The organism is Streptomyces arenae, from assembly GCF_022343545.1.
Taxonomy (GTDB): domain Bacteria; phylum Actinomycetota; class Actinomycetes; order Streptomycetales; family Streptomycetaceae; genus Streptomyces; species Streptomyces humi.
The window spans coordinates 16,837-38,742 of the sequence record NZ_JAKQYH010000008.1 but is presented as its reverse complement, the minus strand read 5'-3'; the positions used below and the strand labels follow the sequence as shown (position 1 = coordinate 38,742).

General features: G+C 69.3%; 12 protein-coding genes. 1 reads left to right on the top strand and 11 read right to left on the bottom strand.

The features are described from left to right. Window positions 1–35: 35 nt before the first annotated feature. The 9 genes from MB828_RS04195 to ngcE all read right to left on the bottom strand — a co-directional run bounded on the left by MB828_RS04195 (window position 36) and on the right by ngcE (window position 12,486). The gene (locus tag MB828_RS04195; RefSeq protein WP_301646967.1) at window positions 36–1,532 is read right to left on the bottom strand and encodes an amino acid permease; all 1,497 of its coding nucleotides are present in this window, start codon (window positions 1,530–1,532) and stop codon (window positions 36–38) included. A 213-nt stretch (window positions 1,533–1,745) separates the two neighbouring features. Next, window positions 1,746–3,662 carry a 1-deoxy-D-xylulose-5-phosphate synthase gene (dxs, locus tag MB828_RS04190; RefSeq protein WP_301646966.1) on the bottom strand — a complete coding sequence of 639 codons (1,917 nt, stop codon included), beginning with the start codon at window positions 3,660–3,662 and terminating at the stop codon, window positions 1,746–1,748. A gap of 262 nt (window positions 3,663–3,924) precedes the next feature. Then, on the bottom strand, window positions 3,925–5,193 hold the full coding sequence (locus MB828_RS04185; protein ID WP_301647045.1) for a sugar ABC transporter permease: 1,269 nt from the start codon (window positions 5,191–5,193) through the stop codon (window positions 3,925–3,927). An 89-nt stretch (window positions 5,194–5,282) separates the two neighbouring features. After that, a complete protein-coding gene (locus tag MB828_RS04180; protein ID WP_133027725.1) occupies window positions 5,283–6,074 on the bottom strand; it encodes an ATP-binding cassette domain-containing protein in 792 nt (263 codons plus the stop codon). A 326-nt stretch (window positions 6,075–6,400) separates the two neighbouring features. Beyond that, entirely contained in the window at window positions 6,401–7,495 is a 1,095-nt protein-coding gene (locus MB828_RS04175) for a sugar ABC transporter substrate-binding protein (protein WP_133027726.1), read from the bottom strand. Window positions 7,496–7,630: 135 nt separating this feature from the next. Next, window positions 7,631–8,830, bottom strand: a complete 1,200-nt coding sequence (locus MB828_RS04170; protein WP_301646965.1) for an ROK family transcriptional regulator — start codon at window positions 8,828–8,830, stop codon at window positions 7,631–7,633. 320 nt (window positions 8,831–9,150) lie between these two features. After that, window positions 9,151–10,050 carry a carbohydrate ABC transporter permease gene (locus MB828_RS04165; protein WP_133027728.1) on the bottom strand — a complete coding sequence of 300 codons (900 nt, stop codon included), beginning with the start codon at window positions 10,048–10,050 and terminating at the stop codon, window positions 9,151–9,153. Between the two features lie 4 nt (window positions 10,051–10,054). Continuing rightward, the gene (locus MB828_RS04160; RefSeq protein WP_133027729.1) at window positions 10,055–10,981 is read right to left on the bottom strand and encodes a carbohydrate ABC transporter permease; all 927 of its coding nucleotides are present in this window, start codon (window positions 10,979–10,981) and stop codon (window positions 10,055–10,057) included. Window positions 10,982–11,010: 29 nt separating this feature from the next. Then, a complete protein-coding gene (ngcE, locus tag MB828_RS04155; protein WP_133027730.1) occupies window positions 11,011–12,486 on the bottom strand; it encodes an N-acetylglucosamine/diacetylchitobiose ABC transporter substrate-binding protein in 1,476 nt (491 codons plus the stop codon). A gap of 423 nt (window positions 12,487–12,909) precedes the next feature. Between ngcE and MB828_RS04150 the strand changes: the two genes are divergently transcribed. Then, the gene (locus MB828_RS04150; RefSeq protein ID WP_301646964.1) at window positions 12,910–16,650 is read left to right on the top strand and encodes a GH92 family glycosyl hydrolase; all 3,741 of its coding nucleotides are present in this window, start codon (window positions 12,910–12,912) and stop codon (window positions 16,648–16,650) included. Window positions 16,651–16,707: 57 nt separating this feature from the next. Here MB828_RS04150 and MB828_RS04145 read toward each other — a convergent pair whose 3' ends face one another. Next, a complete protein-coding gene (locus MB828_RS04145) occupies window positions 16,708–19,977 on the bottom strand; it encodes a GH92 family glycosyl hydrolase (protein WP_301646963.1) in 3,270 nt (1,089 codons plus the stop codon). 366 nt (window positions 19,978–20,343) lie between these two features. Next, complete coding sequence (locus MB828_RS04140; RefSeq protein WP_301647044.1) at window positions 20,344–21,435, bottom strand: lytic polysaccharide monooxygenase; 1,092 nt, start codon at window positions 21,433–21,435, stop codon at window positions 20,344–20,346. Window positions 21,436–21,906 lie beyond the last annotated feature (471 nt).

The window sequence follows — 21,906 nt, the reverse complement described above, 5'->3', positions numbered from 1 at the left end:
CGGGACATACGGGGCAGGAGCGGCGAGCCCGGTCGTCAGGGAGCGTCGGCCGGGGTGCGTTCCCGCTGGGCGAGACGGCTGTGCGAGCGGCCGTAGAGGAAGTAGACGACGAAGCCGATGACCATCCAGACGGCGAACCGCAGCCAGGTCTCGGCCGGCAGGTTGAGCATCAGCCACAGCGAGGCCAGCACGGACACGATCGGCAGCACCGGGACCCACGGGGTGCGGAAGGACCGCTCCAGGTCGGGGCGGGTGTTGCGCAGGATGATCACGCTGATCGCGACGACGATGAACGCGAAGAGCGTACCGATGTTCACCAGTTCGGCGAGTTCGCTGAGGCTGGTGAAGCCGGCGACGATCGCGATGACGACACCGAGCAGGATGGTCGGCCGGTACGGGGTGCGGAACTTCGGGTGGGTGTGCGAGAAGAACCGGGGCAGCAGCCCGTCCCGGCTCATCGCGAAGAACACCCGGGACTGGCCGAGCAGCAGGATCATGCACACGGTGGTCAGGCCGACGGCGGCGCCGAAGCTGATCAGACCGGCGAACCAGGGGTGACCGGTGGCCTTGAACGCGTCGGCCAGCGGGGCGTCCACGGACAGCTCGCTGTACTTCTGCATGCCGGTCACCACGATGGCCACGGCCACGTAGAGCGCGGTGCAGATGACGAGCGAGCCGATGATGCCGCGCGGCACGTCCCGCTGGGGGTTGCGGGTCTCCTCGGCGGCGGTGGCGACGACGTCGAAGCCGATGAAGGCGAAGAAGACCACGGACGCGGCGGTGAAGATGCCCATCACACCGAAGTTGGACGGCGCCCAGCCGATCATCAGCTGGATCAGCGGCGCCTTGAGGTTGCCGCCGGCCGGCACGGCCTCCTTCGGCGGGATGAAGGGGGTGTAGTTGCCGCTGTGGATGAAGAAGGCGCCCGCGATGATGACGACCAGCACGACGGCGACCTTGATGGCGACGACGACCGAGGTGACCCGGGCGGACAGCTTCATGCCGACGACGAGGATCGCGGTGAGCACGAGGACGAGGGCGGCGGCGAGGATGTCGAAGCCGAAGCCGTGGGCGCCGTCCCTGCCGCTCAGGTACGCCGGGAGGTGCCAGCCGGCGTTGTCGAGCAGCGAGTGGATGTACCCGGACCAGCCGACGGCGACCACCGCCGTGCCCAGCGCCAGCTCCAGCACCAGGTCCCAGCCGATGATCCAGGCGGGGAACTCGCCGAGCGAGGCGTAGGAGAACGTGTAGGCGGAGCCGGCGACCGGGAGGGTGGAGGCGAACTCGGCGTAGCAGAGCGCGGCGAGGCCGCAGACGATGCCGGCCACCACGAAGGAGAGGGCGACCGCCGGGCCCGCGTTGTTCTTGGCGGCGGTGCCGGTCAGGACGAAGATGCCGGTGCCGATGATGACGCCCACGCCGAAGACCGTGAGGTCCAGGGCCGAGAGTGACTTCCTGAGCGCGTGCTCCGGTTCCTCGGTGTCCTTGATGGACTGTTCGACGTTCTTGGTCCTGAAGAGGGTACTGCTCACGTGCCTACCTCCCGAGACGGCCGGAGGTGCGTATGCCCGGCAAAGGCAGGTTCACGCAGATGGGCCGGTCTCGCCACCGGAGAGGTGGGACCGGCCCATCGAGGTGGTGCGGGTTTCGTCGGAGAGTGCGGGCTGTATGTGGCTGGTCGCGCAGTTCCTCCCCCAGCCTTCGGCCGGGGGGACCCCCAGCGCCCCTTCGGGGCGCGTTGCAGCTCAGTCCCTTGCGGGCTCCACCGAGTCGACTTCCGTGGTCGTGCCGTCCAGCTTCGCGACCAGGCCGGTGACCTGGCGGGCGATGTCGGGGGCGGTCAGGCCGATCTCCGCCATGATCTCGGCGCGCGAGGCGTGGTCGAGGAAGCGGGGCGGGATGCCGAAGTCGCGGAGGGGGACGTCGACGCCCGCGTCCCGCAGGGCCTGGGCGACGGCGGAGCCCACGCCGCCGACGCGGCTGTTGTCCTCGACCGTGACGACCACCCGGTGGCGCTCGGCCAGCGGGGCCATCGCCTCGTCCACCGGCTTGACCCAGCGCGGGTCGACCACGGTGGTGGAGATCCCCTGCTTGTCGAGCAGGGCGGCGATCTCCAGGCACATGGGGGCCAGCGCGCCCACCGACACGAGGAGCACGTCCGGGGTGTCGGTGCCGGGCTCGCGCAGCACGTCCATGCCGCCGACCCTGCCCACGGCAGGTACGGCGGGGCCGACCGCGCCCTTGGAGAAGCGTACGACCGTGGGGGCGTCGTCCACCTCGACGGCCTCGCGGAGCTGGGCGCGGACCTGGTCGGCGTCGCGCGGGGCGGCGAGCCTGAGGCCGGGGACGACCTGGAGGATCGACATGTCCCACATGCCGTTGTGGGAAGCGCCGTCGGTGCCGGTGACGCCGGCCCGGTCCAGGACGAAGGTCACCCCGCACCGGTGCAGGGCCACGTCCATCAGGACCTGGTCGAAGGCGCGGTTGAGGAAGGTGGCGTACACGGCGAAGACGGGGTGCACACCGGCGGTGGCGAGGCCGGCCGCGGAGACCGCGCCGTGCTGTTCGGCGATGCCGACGTCGTAGATCCGGTCGGGGAACGTGTCCGCGAACTTCTTCAGGCCGACCGGCTGGAGCATGGCCGCGGTGATCGCGACGATGTCCGCGCGCTCCTTGCCGAGCTTCACCATCTCGTCGCCGAAGACCGAGGTCCAGTCGGCGCCGGACGCCTTGACCGGCAGGCCGGTGTCGGGGTGGATGGGGCCGATGCCGTGGAAGCGGTCGGCCTCGTCCTGGAGGGCGGGCTGGTAGCCGCGGCCCTTCTCGGTGAGGCAGTGCACGATCACCGGGCCGCCGAACCGCTTGGCGCGGGCCAGGGCCGACTCCAGGGCCTCCATGTCGTGGCCGTCGATCGGGCCGACGTACTTCAGGCCCAGGTCCTCGAACATGCCCTGCGGGGCGATGAAGTCCTTGAGCCCCTTCTTGGCGCCGTGCAGGGTGTCGAAGAGCGGCTTGCCGACGACCGGGGTGCGCTCCAGCAGGTCCTTGCCGCGGGCGAGGAAGCGCTCGTAGCCGTCGGTGGTGCGCAGGGTCGCCAGGTGGTTGGCGAGGCCGCCGATGGTCGGGGCGTACGACCGCTCGTTGTCGTTGACGACGATGACCAGCGGGCGGTCCTTGGCGTCGGCGATGTTGTTCAGCGCCTCCCAGGCCATCCCGCCGGTGAGGGCGCCGTCACCGATCACGGCGACCACATGGCTGTCACGGTCGAGCAGCTGGTTGGCCTTGGCGATGCCGTCGGCCCAGCCGAGCACCGTGGAGGCGTGGCTGTTCTCGATGACGTCGTGCTCGGACTCGGCCTGCGAGGGGTAGCCGGACAGGCCGCCCTTCTGTTTGAGCTTCGAGAAGTCCTGGCGGCCGGTGAGCAGCTTGTGCACGTAGGACTGGTGGCCGGTGTCCCACAGCACCTTGTCCCTCGGCGAGTCGAAGACGCGGTGCAGGGCGATGGTGAGCTCGACCACGCCCAGGTTGGGACCGAGGTGTCCGCCGGTCTTGGAGACCGCGTCCACGAGGAAGCTCCGGATCTCCTCCGCCAGCTGGACCAGCTCCTCGGGGCTGAGCCGGTCCAGATCGCGCGGTCCCCTGATACGGGTCAGCAGCGGCACCCGTGCCTCCTTGCAGTAGAGCTGATCGAGCTGTTGCCGGGCTCGTCGAGTCTAATGTTCCGCCCGAGCGGCCGACGCGCGGGCTGTACGTCATACGTCACGCGAACGGCCGTACCCATCGAAAGCGTTCCTGAGACACAGCTGTGGCCCGGCACCTGAAGGCACCGGACCACTTGTCCCACTCAGGGGCGCGGCGAACCGCGCGACCAGCCACGACCGACCGGCACTCGCGACGCCACCGCACCCCCTGCGGCGCTCGGCGCTATCCGCGCCCCGCCGCCTTCTGGCTCTTGCGGGAGACCGAGTCGATGACGACCGCGCCGAGCAGAACGCCACCCGTGATCATGTACTGGATCGACGTGTTCATGTTCAGCAGGTCGAGGCCGGTCTGGATGGACTGGATGACCAGCATGCCCAGGAGCGCCGACCAGACCGAACCGCGGCCGCCGAACAGCGAGGTACCACCGATGACGGCCGCCGCGATGGCGAGCATCAGGGTGTTGCCGCCACCGGCGTTCAGCGTCGCGCTGGCCGTCTGACCGGCGAAGAACATACCGCCGATGGCCGCGAAGCCCCCGGAGATCGCGAAGACCGTGATCCGGACCAGCGGCACGCTGATACCGGCGCGGCGGGCCGCCTCGATGCCACCGCCGACCGCGAAGACCTTGCGGCCGAAGGTCGTACGGCGCAGCACGAAGTCGACGATCACCAGGGAGGCGAGGAAGATCACCAGCGCGTTGGAGACACCGGCCGCGTTGTTCAGGACGGCCGCCGCGACGAAGGACGCGATCGCGAGCAGCACGACGCGGACGACGATCTCGCTGGTGGGCCGGAACGGCACGCCCGCCGCACGGCGCCGGCGCTGCTCGTTGAACTGGCCCAGGGCCGACAGGACGACACCGAGGCCGGCCAGCAGGTAGGCGCCGATGATGGCCTGGTCCATGAAGAAGGAGGACTGGCCGAGGATGTGCACCGGGCCGGAGTCGGCCGGGATGTTGATCGTGCCGCTGTCGCCCAGCAGCCACAGCATCAGACCGTTCCAGCCGAGGAAGCCGGCCAGGGTGACCACGAACGCGGGGACGCCGATCCTCGCGAAGAACCAGCCGTGCAGCGCACCGATGCCGATACCGGTGATGATCGTGAGGATCAGGGCCAGCCACTGGTTCATCCCGTGGTTGACCACGAAGACGGCGAACACGGTGGACGCCAGGCCGCTGACCGAACCGACGGACAGGTCGATCTCGCCGAGCAGCAGCACGAACACCAGGCCGATGGCGAGCATGCCGGTGGCCGAGAGGAAGTAGCTGATGTTGGAGAGGTTGTCCGCGCTGAGGAACAGGCTGTTCTTCGCCTGGAAGATCGTCCAGATGATGATCAGACCGATGACCACCGGCAGCGAGCCCAGCTCGCCGCCCCTCACCTTGCGCTTGAACTCGGTGACGTAGCCCTTCAGGCCCTCTTCACGGACCAGCAGCCGCGGGTCGACGACCGCGACTCCGGCGGCCGTGGGGTCCTCGGCGGGGGCCGGCACCGTGGCGGTGGCCGCGGCGGCCTCGGCGACCGCGGTCTTCTCGGCCTTGGGCGACTCGTCGCCCTGGACGGTCTTGTTGGATGTCTCGCTCACTTTGCCGCCTCCGTGGTGCGACGCTCCGCACGACGGGTCACGGCGTTGTCCGTGGCACCCGTGATCGCGGCGATGATCTCTTCGTGGCTGGTGCTCTTCACGGGGAAGGAGCCGTTGTTCTTGCCGAGGCGCAGCACGGCGACGGTGTCCGCGACCGCCTTCACGTCGGCCATGTTGTGGCTGATGAGGATGACGCCGAGGTTGCGCTCGCGCAGCCGCTCGACGAGGTCGAGGACCTGCGCGGTCTGCTCGACGCCGAGGGCGGCGGTGGGCTCGTCGAGGATGACGACCTTGGGGTCACCGATCAGGGCGCGGGCGATGGCCACGACCTGGCGCTGACCACCGGAGAGGCTGGCGATCGGGATGCGCACGCTCGGGATGCGGATGGAGAGCGTGGACAGCAGCTCGCGCGCCTGCTTCTCCATCGTGACCTCGTCGATGACGCCGCGGTGCAGCAGCTCACGGCCGAGGAAGAGGTTGCCGACCACGTCGAGGTTGTCGCAGAGAGCGAGGTCCTGGTAGACCGTCGCGACGCCGAGACCCTGGGCGTCGTGCGGCTTGTTGATGCTGACCGCGTTGCCCTCCCACTCGATGACGCCCTCATCGATGGGATGCACACCCGCGATCGTCTTGACCAGGGTCGACTTACCTGCGCCGTTGTCGCCCACCAGGGCGACGACTTCTCCGGCGTGGACCTCCAGTTCGACGTCGGTGAGCGCCTGCACCGCACCGAACCTCTTGGAGACTCCGCGCAACGCCAGCACGGGCGTAGCGGACACGTGAACCATCTCCTTCGCCGCCTGACCGGCGGGGATGCCGCGCTTGCTGATCAGGCGCGGAGGGACGTGCGGCAGCCCGGGGTTTTCCGGGGCGGACGCACGCGGTTTACAAGATGAACATGCGCGAATCCGTCGCACTTGGCAACGGGTCCGTCCGACGCCCGCTCCGGCAGCGGGGTATGAAGGCCGGAGCGGGCGTCGGAGGGGTTTCGCGAGACCGCCGGACGGACGGGGCACCTTGCGGAAGGGCCCCTCGGGTCGGGCGGCCGGGGCCCGGGTGTCGTACTGCGATCACCCGGGCGCTGGCGGCCGGAGCCGGACGGCTCCGGTGCTGACTACTGCAGGCCGGCGGCCTTGCAGGCCTTGGCGAACTCGGCCGTGCAGATGTCGGCGACGGTGTACAGCTTGTCCTTGATCACCGTGTCCTTGATGTTGGCCTTGGTGACCGACACCGGGGTCAGCAGCTGGGAGGGCACCTTGTCGCCGGAGCCGCTGGTCTGCGTGGTGGTGGCGAGCGAGGAGATGCTCTTGCCCTGGAGCAGGTCCACGGCGATCGTGGCGGCGGCGTCGGCCTCCGGCTTGAACGCCTTGTAGACGGTGGAGGACTGGGTGCCGGCGACGATGCGCTGGATGCCCGCGAGCTCCGCGTCCTGACCGGTCAGCGGGATGCCGCTGATGCCGGCGCCCTTGAGGGTGGTGGCGATACCACCGGCCATGCCGTCGTTGGCGGAGTAGACGCCCGCGATGTTCTTGGCGCCCAGCTGGGTGATGGCCGCCTTCACCTTCTGCGCGGCGACGGTGTCCTTCCACAGGCCGGACTGCTCGTAGGCGATGTCGACCTTGCCGTCCAGGGCCTCGTGGGCACCCTTCTTGAACTGGCCGGCGTTCGGGTCGGCGTCGTCACCGTTGATCATGACGATCTTCGACTTGGTGGTCGCCTTGGAGCCGAGGGCGTCCAGCAGGGCCTGGCCCTGGAGCTGGCCGACCTTGACGTTGTCGAAGGAGACGTAGGCCGAGACCTTGCCCTGGGCGAGGCGGTCGTACGCGACGACCTTGATGCCCTTGGCCACCGCGGCGTCGATGGAGGACTTGATGGCCGCGGAGTCCTGGGCGGAGATCACGATGACCTTCACGCCCTTGGTGACCATGCTGCTGACCTGCTGGGCCTGCTTGGCCGCGTCACCCGCGGCGTTCGCGTACTCGACCTTGCAGTCGGCACACAGCGAGCTGACCTGCGCCTCGAAGTACGGCTTGTCGAACTTCTCGTAGCGCGCGGTCACGCTGTCGGGGAGCAGCAGGCCGATGGTCTTGCTGCCACCGGAGGAGCTGCTGCTGGACGAGTCGCTCTTCTTGTCGTCGCCGGCCTTGCCACAGGCGGCGAGCGACAGCGCCATGGAAACCGCGGCGGTGCCGATGACGACTCTACGCATCGTTGCGTTCATTTGAGGGGTGCCTCCCTGACAGGGCCGCAACGCTGCGGCCGAGGTGGCTCGAAGTCAACTCGGCCGCAAGTTCGACGTCAAGAAGTAAATACTTAACGAGATGGCAACGGCGCCATTCGTTCTCTAAGTGAAGGCAGGTGCAACGGCCGGCGACGTGCCGTCCAAAAGGGTCGAATCGCCCATCTCGCTGAGTGCGAGAGCGAGCGCCCCGAGCACTTCCGCACGGCCGCCGAGGGCCCCCGGGAGCACCGAGAGCTGGCGTGCCGCGCTGGGGATCGCGTAGCGGCCCACGGACTCCCTGATGGGCCCCAGGACCAGCTCTCCGGCCTCGGCGAGATCGCCGCCCAGGACCACCCGGCTCGGGTTCAGCAGGTTGCAGAGGTTGGCCACACCGCTGCCGATGTGACGGCCCACGTCGGCGATGACCCGGCGGCAGCCCGGGTCGCCGTCCCTGGCCAGCCGTACGACGCCTTCCATGGTCAGGTCGGTGCCGTGGCTGGGCTGGAGCAGCGGCAGCACGTAGCGGGCCGCCGCGAAGGTCTCCAGGCAGCCGCGGTTGCCGCAGCGGCAGACCGGGCCGGCTTCGTCGAGTGTAATATGTCCTATTTCTCCGGCGGTACCGCCGGGCCCCCGGTAGATCTTCCCGTTGATCACCAGACCGGCGCCGACACCGCTGGCCACCTTGATGTAAGCAAGATCACGTACGCCCTTGCCGCTGCCCCACACCAGTTCGCCGAGGGCGCCGAGGTTGGCGTCGTTGTCCACGTGCACGGGGACGCCGAGCCGCAGTCTCAGCTCCTCGGCGGGTCTCGCGCCGATCCAGCCGGGCAGGATCGCGCTGGAGCCGAGGGTGCCGGACTCGACGTCGATCGGGCCGGGGACGCCGACGCCCACGCCGGCGATCTTCGAACGGTCCACGCCGGTCGCCGAGATCAGGCGGTTGACCAGTTCTTCGGCGCGGTCGAAGCCCTGGCTGGACGAGGCGTCCACGTCCAGCGGCTCGGACTCCTCGGCCAGCACCTGGTGGGCCAGGTTCCCGATCGCGACGCGCAGGTGGGTGTGGCCGAAGTCGATCCCTATGACGATCCCGGCGTCACCGCTGAGACTCACGCTGCGGGCCCTGCGGCCCCCCGCCGACGTGGGCGTGACCTCGACGGTTCCGCCGTCCTTCAGCTCGCGCACGATGTTGGAGACCGTCGCGGCCGACAGGCCGGTGGTGCGCGCGATCTCCGCCTGCGTGAGCGATCCGGCCAGGCGTACGGCCCGTACGACACGTTCCAGGTTGGCTCGGTGCAGCGACGACTGCGACCCCGGAGTCTCCATCGACCCATCCACTCCCGCCATCGGAGGCGGCCACGGTGCCGCCAAGGTGACCCAGGCCACACCTCTGGAGCCGGGTCACTTACAAGTTATGAACTCCAAGCTCTGCTGAACGGGTTACCGGCGTCAAGTCCTTGAGAGAAATCGTTGGCGGTTCGGGGGTTGCCTGGGGGACACGCGGCGGACATGTCTAGGCCACTGGACTGGGCAGGCGCCGAGGGGAACCGTGGTCGGGCGCGGGTGCGTCGTGGCTGGTCGCGCCACGCGGCGGAGCCGCATATTGAACACAGCCCCGCGCCCCTGACGGGGCGCCTGCGCTTGCGTTACTTCAAGGCTCCCGCCGTCAGTCCCGCCACCACCTGGCGCTGGAAGACGATGTAGGCCGCGAGCACCGGGAGCATCGCCATGACCAGGCCCGCGAAGAGACCCGACCAGTCGCCCTTGTAGCCCTGGCTCACCGCCAGCTGGACCAGGCCCTGGGTGAGGACGTGCTTGTCGGGGTCCGTGTTGAGGACCGTCGGCAGCATGTACTGGTTCCACTGGCCGAGGAAATTGAAGATCCCGACGCTGATCAGGCCGGGCTTCGCCATCGGCAGCATGATCTGGAAGAACGTGCGGGTGTGCGAGGCGCCGTCGACGAAGGCGGCCTCGGCCACCGAGGTGGGCAGGGTGCGGAAGAACGCCGTGAGGAAGAACACCGTGAACGGCAGTGAGTACGCGATGTAGACCAGGATCAGGCCGTGGATCGTGTTCAGCAGGCCCATGTTGTTCACGACGTAGAACAGCGGGACCAGGGCGAGCATGATCGGGAAGCTCATGCCGCCGATGAACAGGTAGTAGATGAACCGGTTGCCCGGGAAGTCGAAGCGGGCCAGGACGTAGGCCGCCATCGAGCCGAGGACCAGGGTGCCGATGAGCGAGCCGCCCACCACCAGGAGGGTGTTCAGGAAGTAGTCGCTCATGTTGGCCTGGGTCCAGGCCCGCGACCAGTTGTCGAAGTGCAGCTTGTCGGGCAGCGCCCAGGGCGAGCTGAAGATCGACCTGTCGTCCTTGAAGGAGGTCATCACCGCCCACAGCAGCGGGGTGACCACCATGACCGCCCAGATGACCAGGATGCCGTGGGAGAAGGCGTTGAGGACCCCGCCCTCGCGCTTCGCGCGGGGCGGCTCCGGCGCGGCGGGCTCGGTCTTGGTGACGGTGACATCGGTCTCGGTCGTCGTCATGGCTTCAGTACTCCAGCCGCTCGCGACGGCCCAGCCGCATCACGATCGCCGCGAAGGCGAGCGTGACGACCAGCAGGGCGACGCCGATGGTGGTGGCGTAGGCGGCCTGACCGTCCCGGAACGCCTTCTGGTACACGTACAGGACCAGCACGGTCGTCGAGTAGTCGGGGCCGCCCGGACCGGTCGTCATGATCTGTACGACCGCGAACGACTCGGCGCCCAGGGCGAGGATGCCCATGTACACCCAGCCGGACTGCACGGTGTCCCACAGCAGCGGCAGGGTGAGGCGGAAGAACGTGGTGGCGCGGCCGGCGCCGTCCAGCAGGGCGGCCTCGTAGAGATCCGTGGGGATGGACGCCATGCCCGCGGAGAAGAGGACCACGAAGAAACCGACCGTGGACCAGACCAGTACCGCCATCACGCACCACAGGGCGAGGCTCGGGTCGCCGAGCCAGAGCGGCTGGACGCTGTCCAGACCGATCCCGCGCAGGAGTGAGTTGATCGCGCCGCTGTCCGGGTTGTACGCGAAGGCGAACAGCAGCGAGACGATCGCGATCGAGAGCACCTGCGGGAAGAAATAGACGATCTTGTAGAAGGAGGAGCCGCGGACCCCGGAGACGACCGGGCCGCCGCGCCTTCTCCGGCCGCCGACATTGATCATGAAGGCGAAGAACAGGGCGAGGCTGATCGTCACCAGCGGCAGCACGACCGCGAACATCAAGCTGTGCTGCAAGGACTTCCAGAAGATGTCGTCGTGGATCATCCTCTTGTAATTGTCCAGGCCGACCATCTTGAATTCGGGGCTGAGGCCCGTCCAGTCCGTGAACGAGTAGTAGATGGACTGGACGAAAGGCCACACCACGAAGAGCGCGTACAGTCCCAGGGGCAATGCCAGAAACCCCACGATGAACCGGTACTTGCCGTGCTGCATCGCCACTCCGGTGCCGTCAGGTGCGTCGGTTACTGGTGCTTGTAGTGCTTGATCGAGGTGTCCTTGGCCGCCTCGTCGGCGAAGCCCTGGATCTTCTTGATGGCCTCCGCCGGGGTCAGCCGGCCGGCCATCATCTCGCCGAGACCGGCGACACCGATCTTCTCCTTCTGGAGCTGTACGTACCAGTCCTGGAGCCGCGGGTTGACCACGTTGGAACCGGCCAGCTTCAGCGCGGCCACACCCGAGGTGAGTCCGGGGGTGAGGGTGATGCCGTCGGTGCCGCCGTTGTAGGCGGTCAGCGACTTCACCTTCGACGTGAAGTTCTTGGAGGAGGCCTCGCTGAGCATGATGCGCAGCTGCTCCATGCCGCCCTCGGCGTTCTTCGCCTTGGCCGGGACGATGAACGGCTCGCCGCCGGAGGCCCAGATGGTGCCGAACGGCATCTTGTCGTTCTTGTCGATGCCGGTGGGCGCGGAGACGGCGAGGTCGAAGTCGGCGGGGATGACGTTCGCCGACTCGTTCTCCACCCAGGAGCCGTTCGGGATGAACAGCGCCTTGCCCTGCGCCCAGGCGGTCTGCGACTGGATGTGGTCGAGACCCGGGGTGCCCTTGAGGATGTAGCCCTTCTTGTAGAGCTCGTAGTACGCCTCGAAACACGCCTTGACGGCCGGGTGCTTCCAGGCGTTCGGCTCCAGGTTGTCGATCGCGTTCAGGACTTCGACGCCGCCGACCTTGCCGATCATCGGGTAGAGCGAGAAGGGGATGTAGTAGGGGTACTTGCCCGCGTAGGTCCAGCCGGCCATCCCCTTCTTCTTGGCCTTCTCGCAGACGGCGATCATCTGGTCCCAGGTCTGCGGGTACTCCGCGTCCAGCGAGTCCAGGGCCTTCTGGGAGTACCAGACGCCGTAGACCGTGTAGGCGTAGTACATGATCCAGACCGGGTCGCCGTCGAACTGGCCCATCTCGACGATGCCGGGGCGCAGCGTGTCGCGCACCTTCTTGTTCGGGTCGTCGTACGACGGCGCGTCGAGCAGCGGGGTGAGGTCGGCCAGCTGCTTCTTGCCGACCAGCACGCCCATGTCCATCTGCTCGGCACCGGAGTTGTCGATGAGGTCCGGCGGGGTGCCCTGGTTGAAGCGGGGCTGGAGAGTGGACTGGATCTTCTGGGTGGCGGAGAACTTCACCTTGGCCTTCGGGAAGTCCTTCTGGTAGATCTTCACCGCGTCCTGGGCGTACTCCTTGCCGAAGCCGCCGTCGAAGAGGACGAATTCCAGCTGTGCGGTCTCGTTGACGCCGAGCGGGTTCTTCGCCGTCTTCTTGCCCGCCTTGTCCTTGGACTGGCCGCCACCGCCGCTGCTGGCGCAGGCGGAGAGGAATCCGACGGTGGGGACCGAAATCAGGCCGAGCGCGGCGGACCGCTTGATCAGATCGCGGCGGCCGACACCCTCGGAACCGGGGGTCGCCGCGGAATCGGAACCGTGGCTCGCTGCGGAAGTGGATCCCATGCTCAAGTCCTCGCCTTCTCCAGGACTCAGGCGGTGAACCGGATCCTCCCGGCACCGCGGTCGGGTAGTGCTGGGTCGTGCAGGAAGTCATGCGGGAAACGCCGACAGGTATAGTCCACTTCCCGCCAGCGGGGCAAGATCGAATGCAAGGTTCGCCGCTGGTCTTTTCCTAGTTGAGACCTCTCGGAAATATGAGCGACCCGGGTACGCCTTGCCGGAAAAAGACGCGACATAGCCCCCTGAATGCCGCAGTCAACACCCTTGACATCACGGGCCACTTGACCACCTACTGGTTCCTGCGCCAGTCAGCTGACAACGTTGTCGCACGTGGCAGGGAGGGTACCCGTTTTGATGCAGCGGAAGACGCAGCGAAGAACAGGACACAGATCCGGTACGGCGGTCGTGATCACGGCCGCCGTAGTCATGGCGCTGAGCTCCCAGGCCGCGGTCGCCCTGCCTGCCAAGGCGCCGGCCGCCGCGACCCGGTTCGCGTCCTCGTTCGAGTCCGGCGATCCGGCACCGGACTGGACGGACACCGTCGACACGGACCCGACGGGCGCCCCGCGCGCCTCGGGCGTCGACGGCGGCTACAGCACCGGCATCCCCGGCAACGTCACCGACCACGTGACCGACCTGCGGGCGAACGGCGAGAACACCGGCGCGGGCGAGGTGAAGGAGAACCTGGTCGACGGCGAGTCGGGCACCAAGTGGCTCACCTTCGCACCCACCGGCTGGGTCGAGTTCGACTTCGACAAGGCCGTCAAGCTCGTGACGTACGCCCTCACCTCGGCCAACGACTACGACGAACGCGACCCCAAGGACTGGACCCTCCAGGGCTCGGCCGACGGCAAGGACTGGAAGACCCTCGACACCCGGACCGACGAGTCCTTCGCCGAGCGGTTCCAGACCCAGTCGTACGACCTCTCCGCGCCGGCCGAGTACCAGCACTTCCGGCTCGACGTCACGAAGAACAACGGCGCCCCGGACATCCTCCAGATCGCCGACGTCCAGTTCTCCACGGGCGGCAGCGGCGGCCCGGTGCCGCAGGACATGCTCTCGCTGGTCGACCACGGGCCGAACGGCTCCCCCACCGCGAAGGCGCGGGCCGGGTTCACCGGCACCCACGCGCTGCGCTACGCCGGCCGGCACACCTCGACCGGCCGCGCGTACTCGTACAACAAGGTCTTCGACGTGGACGTGAAGGCCGGCCGCGACACCCGGCTGTCGTACCGGATCTTCCCCTCGATGGCCGACGGCGACCGGGACTACGACGCCACAAACGTGTCGGTGGACCTGGCCTTCACCGACGGCACCTACCTGAGTGAGCTCGGGGCCGTGGACCAGCACGGGTTCACGCTGTCCCCGCGCGGGCAGGGCGCGTCGAAGGCGCTGTACGTCAACCAGTGGAACGACGTCTCGTCGGCGATCGGCTCGGTCGCGGCGGGCCGGACGGTCGACCGGATCCTGGTGGGGTACGACTCCCCCGCGGGTCCGGCGAAGTTCCGCGGCTGGATCGACGACGTGTCCCTGCGGCCGGTCGCCCCCGAGAAGCCCCGGGCGCACCTGTCCGACTACGCGCTGACCACCCGCGGCACCAACTCCAGCGGCAGCTTCTCGCGCGGCAACAACTTCCCGGCGACGGCCCTGCCGCACGGCTTCAACTTCTGGACGCCGGTGACCAACGCGTCCTCGCTCAGCTGGCTGTACGAGTACGCGCGGGCCAACAACGACGCCAACCTGCCGACGATCCAGGCGTTCAGCGCCAGCCACGAGCCGAGCCCCTGGATGGGCGACCGGCAGACCTTCCAGGTGATGCCCTCGGTCGCGGCCGGCACCCCGGACACCGGCCGGGAGGCGCGCGAACTGGCCTTCCGGCACGAGAACGAGACCGCCCGGCCCTACTACTACGGGGTGCGGTTCGAGAACGGGCTGAAGGCCGAGATGGCGCCGACCGACCACGCGGCCTCGCTCCGCTTCACCTACCCGGGCACGGACGCGAGCGTGGTGTTCGACAACGTCACCGAGCAGGCCGGCCTGACCCTCGACAAGGAGAACGGGGTCGTCACCGGCTACTCGGACGTCAAGTCCGGCCTGTCCACCGGCGCCACCCGCCTCTTCGTCTACGGCGTCTTCGACAGGCCGGTGACCGGTGGCGACTCCAGCGGGGTGAAGGGCTACCTGCGCTTCGACGCGGGCGACGACCACACCGTGACGCTCCGCCTCGCCACCTCCCTGATCAGTGTGGACCAGGCCAAGGAAAACCTGCGCCAGGAGATCCCGGACGGCACCTCCTTCGACACGGTGCGGACACGCGCCCAGCGGGTCTGGGACCGGCTGCTCGGCAAGGTGGAGGTGGAGGGCGCCACGGCCGACCGGCTGACCACCCTCTACTCCAGCATGTACCGGCTGTACCTGTACCCCAACTCCGGCTTCGAGAAGGTCGGTTCGAAGGACCAGTACGCCTCCCCGTTCTCCCCGATGACCAGCCAGGACACCCCGACGCACACCGGCGCGAAGATCGTGGACGGCAAGGTGTACGTCAACAACGGGTTCTGGGACACGTACCGGACGACCTGGCCGGCGTACAGCCTGCTGACGCCTTCCCAGGCGGGCGAGATGGTCGACGGCTTCGTCCAGCAGTACAAGGACGGCGGCTGGACCTCCCGCTGGTCGTCCCCCGGCTACGCCGACCTGATGACCGGCACCTCCTCGGACGTGGCGTTCGCGGACGCCTACGTCAAGGGCGTGCACTTCGACGCCAAGGCGGCCTACGACGCGGCCGTGAAGAACGCGACGGTCGTACCGCCGTCCTCCGGCGTCGGCCGCAAGGGCATGTCCACCTCCCCCTTCCTCGGCTACACCAGCGACGACACCCGTGAGGGCCTGTCCTGGGCGATGGAGGGCTACGTCAACGACTACGGCATCGCCGAGATGGGCAAGGCGCTGTACGAGAAGACGGGCGAGAAGCGCTACAAGGAGGAGTCGGACTACTTCCTCAACCGCGCCCGGGACTACGTGAACCTCTTCGACTCCAAGGCCGGCTTCTTCCAGGGCAAGGACGCCCAGGGCAGGTGGCGGGTGGACTCGTCGTCGTACGACCCGCGGGTGTGGGGCTACGACTACACCGAGACCAACGGCTGGGGTTACGCCTTCACCGCCCCGCAGGACAGCCGGGGCCTCGCCAACCTGTACGGCGGCCGGTCCGGCCTCGCCGACAAGCTCGACGAGTTCTTCGCGACGCCCGAGACGGCCTCCCCCGACTTCGTCGGCTCCTACGGCGGGGTCATCCACGAGATGACCGAGGCCCGGGACGTCCGGATGGGCATGTACGGCCACTCCAACCAGGTCGCCCACCACGTCATCTACATGTACGACGCGGCCGGCGAGCCCTGGAAGGCGCAGGCCTACGTCCGGGAGGCGCTCTCCCGGCTCTACGTCGGCAGCGAGATCGGCCAGGGCTACCACGGCGACGAGGACAACGGCGAGCAGTCGGCCTGGTACCTCTTCTCCGCCCTCGGCTTCTACCCGCTGGTGATGGGCAGCGGCGACTACTCGATCGGCTCCCCGCTGTTCAGGAAGGCGACCGTCCATCTGGAGAACGGCCGTGACCTGGTGATCCGCGCGCCGCGCAACAGCGCAAGGAACGTCTACGTCCAGGACGTCCGGGTCAACGGCCGCACCTGGAACTCGACATCGCTCCCCCACTCCCTCGTCTCCAGGGGCGGGACGATCGACTTCGCGATGGGCCCCAAGCCGTCGGCCTGGGGCACGGGCAGGAACGCCGGTCCGGTCTCGATCACCCAGGACGACAAGGTCCCGGCGCCGCGCGTGGACGTCCTGAAGCCCCAGGGCGCCCTGTTCGACAACACCTCGGCCACCCAGGAGACGGTGGCGTCGGTGGACCTGCCGGCGACCGGACCGGTCAAGGGGATCCAGTACACGCTCACCTCCCCTTCGGACCACGCCAAGGCCCCGACGGGCTGGACCCTTCAGGCCTCGACGGACGGCACCGACTGGCGGACGGTGGACCGGCGGACGGACCAGACCTTCGACTGGGACCTCCAGACCAGGGCGTTCACCATCCAGCGGCCCGGGACCTACGCGCACTACCGGCTGGTCCTGGACGGTGAACCGACGCTCGCGGAGGTGGAGTTGCTGGCCTGAGGCCACGGCACGGCAGGACCGGGGGCGGGCCCGAGCGGGCCCGCCCCCTTTCCGTTCTCAGCCGGTGGCGAGGGTGAACACGTGCAGGTCGCCGTTGTCGGGCAGCCGGACGCTCCTGACGGTCTTCCCGTCCGGCGCGGTGAACGGCTCGGTGGCGAAGACGTAGGTGGCCACCGGGTCCTTGTCCGCGCCCGCCACATTGCGGTAGGCGCTCCTCGCCACGATCTCGTTGCCGTACTGGACCGAGCCGCCTCCGCCGCCGATGGTCCAGTCGGTGAAGGAGAGACCGACCGTGCCGGTGGTGCCGTCGGTGTAGGTGACGGTCGCCGTGGCGGACTGGTTGCCGTTGGTGGCGCTGCCCAGGAACGACAACCTGGCCGCGGGGGTGGGGAGTTCGATGGTCTGGGCGTTCGCCGTCGCGTTGTCGGGGCGGCCCGCGGGGGCGTTCGGCCAGATGAAGTCCAGGCCGTCGACCGTGCCCCGGGCGCCCGCGGTGAGGCCGCCCGCCGCGAGCGCCTGGCGGGAGTAGCTCCAGCCGCCGCCGTCGAAGTCGGCCTCGGCGTGGTCTCCGGAGTCGTCCGAGACCCCGGTGTTGTCGTAGGCCGCGAGCAGGGTGCCGGGCGCGGCCACGGTCAGGGCGACCGGCTGGGCGTAGGAGCTGTCGGCGGAGGTCACCGTGACCCGCGCGTCGTAGTAGCCCTGGCGGGTGTCGGAGGTGGTGGCGAGGGTGATCCGCCGGGAACCGCCCGTCACCGTGCCCTCGGCGGGGGTGGCCGTGACGCCGTCCGGGGTCTCGACGCGGAAGCGGACCTCGGGGCCGGTGCCGCCGGTCAGGGACAGCGCCCGGATGTCGACCTGCGCGCTGCCGCCCGGGGCGAGCGTCGCTGCCGTCGGGCCGACGCCGATCTGGTATGGCTGCTCCCCCTGCCGGAAGGACGGCGGCGGGGACGCCGTGCCCCAGGTGCGGTTCGGGGTGGCGGAGAGGGTGTAGTCGAGCCGGCCGCCGTCGCGGACGAACGAGCTGTCCAGCCAAGGGCGGTCACTGGTACGGCCGTCGACCTTCAGGGACTGGACGTACGGGGCGTCCGACGCGGCGCCCCGCGCCCGGACGGAGATGTCGTTGCCGTCCGGGCGGTGGATCTCCACGCGCTCGAACAGGGGTGAGGCGAGGACGAGTTCGGCGCGGGACGGGACCTGGGGGTACATGCCGAGCGCCGAGAAGACGTACCAGGCCGACATCGCGCCCAGGTCGTCGTTGCCGGGGATGCCGCCCGGGCCGGTCGACCAGAGGGAGGTCATCGCCGCGCGGACGGTCTCCTGCGTCTTGTAGGGGGCGCCCGCGTAGTCGTACAGGTAGGGCACGTTGATGGAGGGCTCGTTGTCGAGTTCGGACTTGTCGCCGCCGCTGCCGGTGAAGGCCCAGCCGCCGTCGCCGTCGTGGAAGAAGGCGTCGAGGCGGGCGAGGGCCCGGTCGGTGCCGCCCATCGCGGCGAAGAGACCGGCCGGGTCGTGCGGGACCATCCAGGTGTACTGGGCGGCCGTGCCCTCCACGAACCCGTTGCCGGTGGCCGGGGTGAACCCGGTGACCCAGCTGCCGTCCGCCCTGCGGTTGGCGATGTAGCCGCCGGTGGGGTCGGCGGCGATGTCGAAGTTGTTCTGCCACCACTGGGCACGGTCGGCGAAGACGGCCGCCGTGCTCTTCTCCCCTGCTGCCGAGGCGAGTTGGGAGAGGGAGAAGTCGGCGGTCGACATCTCCAGGGTCTCGGCGGCGCCGCCCCAGGCGTTGGAGACGGCCGGCATGTAGTGCTTGTCCAGGTACTTGTCCAGGGACGGGCGCTGGCCGACGGACAGCACCGGCTTGCCCGCCGCGGAGAGGTCCTGGGCCGTGGGAACCGTCGCCGCCCGCACCAGGGAGGCCAGGGCGCCCTTCAGGTCGAAGCCGGTGCCGCCGAAGGCGCGGATGCCGGCCAGGGCGGTCGGCGCGGGGTCGCCGTTCATCACGTGGGTGCCCTTCGCGCCGTGCAGCCAGCGGTCCCAGGTGCCGCCGTTCTGCCGCGCGAGTTCGTAGAGCGACTGGGCGATGTCCGAGCCGGTGCGCGGGTCGAGCAGGGTCAGCAGCTGGACCTGGTCGCGGTAGACGTCCCAGCCGGAGAAGGTGCCGTACTGGGCCCGGTGGCCGCGGCCCACCCGGTGGACCTCGTCGTCGCTGCCCCGGTAGCGGCCGTCGGCGTCACTGATCACGTTCGGGTGGAAGAGCGAGTGGTAGAGCGCGGTGTAGAAGGTGGTGCGCTCGGCGTCGGTGCCGCCGCCCACCCGGACGGCGCCCAGCCGGTCGCGCCAGGCGCGGTGGGCCGCGGCTCGGACGGCGTCGAAGGAGCGGCCGGGCGGGTTCTCCGCCCTGAGGTTGGCCTCGGCGGCGGCCCGGCTGACGTACGAGACGCCGACCTTGACGTTCACCGGCCCGCTGCCGGGCGCGAACTCGACGTACCCGCCGGCCCCCTTGCCCGCGACGGGGCGTCCGCCGCCGGCGAAGCCGCCGGTGCCGCCGGACGCGGTGGTCGAACCCGGGCTCAGCCGGTCGTCCTGCCAGGTGCCGGTCGCGGTGAAGGCGCGGTCGAAGCGGGCGGTGAAGTAGAGGGTGTAATAGGCGCGCCGGCCCTCGGGGTCGAGGTAGCCGCAGAAGTCGCCGGAGGTGACCGAGCCGGAGACGGTCCGGGTGTCCGGGTCGATGATGACCGTCGAATCCTCCGAGCCCACCTCGGAGTTGGCGGTGCGGACGAGGAGCGAGGCGGGCTTGTCGGCGGGGTAGCCGAACCGTGCCGAGCCGGTGCGGGCGGTCGCGGTGAGGTCGGCGGTGACCCCGGAGGCCAGGCCCACCTTGTAGTGGCCGGGCTCGGCGGTCTCGTCGGTGTGGCTGAAGTCCGAGGCGTAGACGGCGTCCTTGGTGTCGCCGGCGGGTGACGAGGTGACCTCGCCCGCGTACGGGAAGAACGGGATGTCGCCGCTGCCGCCCGCGCAGCCGGTGCCGGACATGTGGGTGAGGCTGAAGCCGCGGATGCGGGTGGCGTCGTACTGGTACCCGCCCGGCGCGGCCGTTCTGGTCGCGTCGCCTCTGGTGTTCTCCGGGCTCCAGGAGAGCATGCCGAACGGCACGACGGCGCCCGGGAAGGTGTCGCCGCCGTTCTTGCTGCCGATCAGCGGATCGACGTACGCCGTGGGGTCCTTGACGAGTTCGGGTGGTGTGCTCGCGGTCGCCGCGAGGGCGGGGGTGGCCCCGCCGGTCGCGAGTACCGCGGCCAGCAGCAGGGACATGGGTCGGAAACGCATGACGCGGCCCTTCCTCCTCCGGACGGGTCGCGCACCACAGGTCGCACAAGCCGCAGGGACAGTAACGTGCGCCACCGGTAGCACGGAAGACCGCGAGCGCCGGGGAGGCCGGGGCACGGTTCACTCGGTCGGGCTACCCCGAAGTGGGTTGACATCGTTGTCGGTTGAGGCGGTAGAGTCATGTACAGACCATCAGACAACGTTGTCGCCCGTCACGGAGTCGACACAAGCCGCACAGCAACGCGCGTACGCTCAGCAGCACTTCGAGCAACTCCCACCCGGACAGGCCGCCCACCCCCCTCGCCTGCCCGGCTCGCGGACCCGGTGTGCACCGCCACCGGGTCCGCCCAGAGCGGATCCCGTACGTCAGCCGACCTGACAGGGCAGGTCGGTCGCACTGTCCCCGCCGTCGCCCTGGACGACGTAGCCGAACGTCGTGCTCTGCCCGGGACTCAGCGAGCCGTTCCAGTCGGCGTTGTGGACCATCACGTCCTGTCCGCCGTAGGTGGCGTTGCCGTTCCAGAGACTGGCCACCGACTGGCCGCCCGGCAGCGTCCAGTCGACCATCCAGCCGAGCATCGCCACGTCACCGCTGTTGGTGACGGTGACCTCGGACTGGTAGCCGCCGGGCCAGCTGTTGGTCGTGGTCCGGGTGGCGGTGCAGGTGCCGGGCGGGGGCTGGGTGGGGTCGCCCGGGTCGTGGATGCCGGTGACCTCGCCGTTGCCGCCGTCGAAGACGACGTCCGAACAGGAGTAGAAGGTCTCCGTGCTGTCCGAGCGCTGCCACACCATGTAGATGATGTGGCGCCCGGTCTTGTTCGCCGGGAGCGTGCCGGTCCAGGAGTAGTTGGCCTCGACCGTGCCCGGGGTGCCGTCGAGCGGCGGGTGGTCGACGGTCAGGAACGGGGTGTCCTCCATGTCGTCCCAGGTGAGCGGCCGGGTCGGGTCGTAGCCGTCCTTGGTGACGTAGACGTAGAACCAACCCGGATGCGCCGCCCAGGCGTTGTAGGAGAAGTCGACGGTCGCGCCCGAGGTGAGGTGGGTGACCGGCCAGTCGTCGCGGGGCAGGTCGAAGCCGGTGAAGTTGGGGTTGCCGCCGCTGCACAACTGGCCGTCGGGGACGAAGCCGCGGGTGCGGCCGGCGCCGTCCGAACGGAGCACGGAGAACCAGTTGTAGAACGGCGTGGTCCCGCTGACCTGCTGGGCCGCCTTGCAGGCCGGGTTCACGGGCTTGATCTCGCCGGTGTCGGTGAGCGCGTCCTGCCAGCACAGGAAGGTCCGGCTGCCCGGCTTCATGGGCGTGCCGTGGGCCTGGGCCGGGGTGCCCGCGGCCAGGATCAGGGCCAGGGCGGGAACGGTGGTGAGGAGCGCGAGAAGGGTCAGGAAGAGGGCGCGGCCCCGGGTCGGTAGGGGTAATCGGGGAAGTCCCGGGCGGTACGGGCGCCCGTTGATTGTCATATGCATGACATTTCAGCCTCTGTGTGGGGTGAACGGTCGTACGCGGGTCGGGTGCTGACGGCGGGACGGGAGCGCGCCCGGCACACCGGCGGGTTCCGGACCACCGACGATATGGGAGCGCTCCCATCCCACTCTCCTGTGAAGCTAGCGCGGACGGGGGCGGCTGTAAACGGTGTGGAAGGGACGCACCGCTCCGGCCGGGGCACGGCATCCGGTCCGTGGGCCCGGGACACCCGTACCGCCTCGCCCGACGACCGGGAGGTACGGCCCGCCGTCCCAGCGGCGTCCCGGCGGCTCGGCGGCACCGCAGGTCACAGGGCTGCCGGCATCCCGCCCTCCCAGGGTGCCCGAATCCCCTTGGCGGCCGGCGGGCCGCCCCGGAAGCCTTCTGCCGCCAGGCCACCGGGGCACCGGGGCCGGGCCGATGCCGAACGGTGAGAGCCCCGCCGGACCAGCGGGGGTCGTCGGTGA

Excerpts from the sequence above, each read along its gene's own strand:
- MB828_RS04175 (WP_133027726.1), bottom strand. The coding sequence starts at position 7,495 with ATGCGTAGAGTCGTCATCGGCACCGCCGCGGTTTCCATGGCGCTGTCG.
- ngcE (WP_133027730.1), bottom strand. The coding sequence starts at position 12,486 with ATGGGATCCACTTCCGCAGCGAGCCACGGTTCCGATTCCGCGGCGACC.
- MB828_RS04145 (WP_301646963.1), bottom strand. The coding sequence starts at position 19,977 with ATGCGTTTCCGACCCATGTCCCTGCTGCTGGCCGCGGTACTCGCGACC.
- MB828_RS04180 (WP_133027725.1), bottom strand. The coding sequence starts at position 6,074 with ATGGTTCACGTGTCCGCTACGCCCGTGCTGGCGTTGCGCGGAGTCTCC.
- MB828_RS04160 (WP_133027729.1), bottom strand. The coding sequence starts at position 10,981 with ATGCAGCACGGCAAGTACCGGTTCATCGTGGGGTTTCTGGCATTGCCC.
- MB828_RS04140 (WP_301647044.1), bottom strand. The coding sequence starts at position 21,435 with ATGACAATCAACGGGCGCCCGTACCGCCCGGGACTTCCCCGATTACCC.
- MB828_RS04150 (WP_301646964.1), top strand. The coding sequence starts at position 12,910 with ATGGCGCTGAGCTCCCAGGCCGCGGTCGCCCTGCCTGCCAAGGCGCCG.
- MB828_RS04165 (WP_133027728.1), bottom strand. The coding sequence starts at position 10,050 with ATGACGACGACCGAGACCGATGTCACCGTCACCAAGACCGAGCCCGCC.
- MB828_RS04170 (WP_301646965.1), bottom strand. The coding sequence starts at position 8,830 with ATGGAGACTCCGGGGTCGCAGTCGTCGCTGCACCGAGCCAACCTGGAA.